The 485-nt window shown below is 50.5% G+C and carries 1 pseudogene; it reads left to right on the top strand.

Annotated elements, in window-relative coordinates:
* A pseudogene (locus RTW80_RS27150) lies at window positions 1-485 on the top strand (ISNCY family transposase); the annotation flags it as partial.

The raw sequence follows: 485 nt of genomic DNA, 5'->3' as shown, positions 1-485 counted from the left end.
CCTTGTACTGGCGAGCTGATACAAATTGATGGCTGCGACCACCACTGGTTTGAAAACCGGGGGCGACCCTGTTCTGCCCTGGTCTATGTTGACGATGCCACCAGTCGCCTGATGCACCTGCTGTTTGTGAAATCTGAGTCCACATTTACCTATTTTGAAGCTACACGTGGCTATATCGAGAAATACGGTAAACCGATGATCCTCTACAGCGATAAAGCCAGCGTATTCAGAGTCAATAATAAGCACGCCACCACCGGCCCCGGCGAAACCCAGTTTGCCAGGGCCATGCGCTGCCTTAATATTACTCCTTTGTGTGCTGAAACCAGCCAGGCAAAAGGCCGCGTTGAACGTGCTCATTTGACACTTCAGGACCGACTCGTTAAGGAGCTCAGGCTTAAGGGGATCTGTACAATAGAAGCGGCCACTGCATTTGCAGAAGGATTATAACCGGCGCTTTGCCAAAGAACCCTTGCATGATTTTAACG

Origin of the sequence: Escherichia sp. AM3 (assembly GCF_032029835.1) — a bacterium.
Lineage (GTDB): Bacteria > Pseudomonadota > Gammaproteobacteria > Enterobacterales > Enterobacteriaceae > Escherichia > Escherichia coli.
Note: the sequence above shows the minus strand (reverse complement) of the source record. Positions and strands in the feature narration are given on the sequence as shown.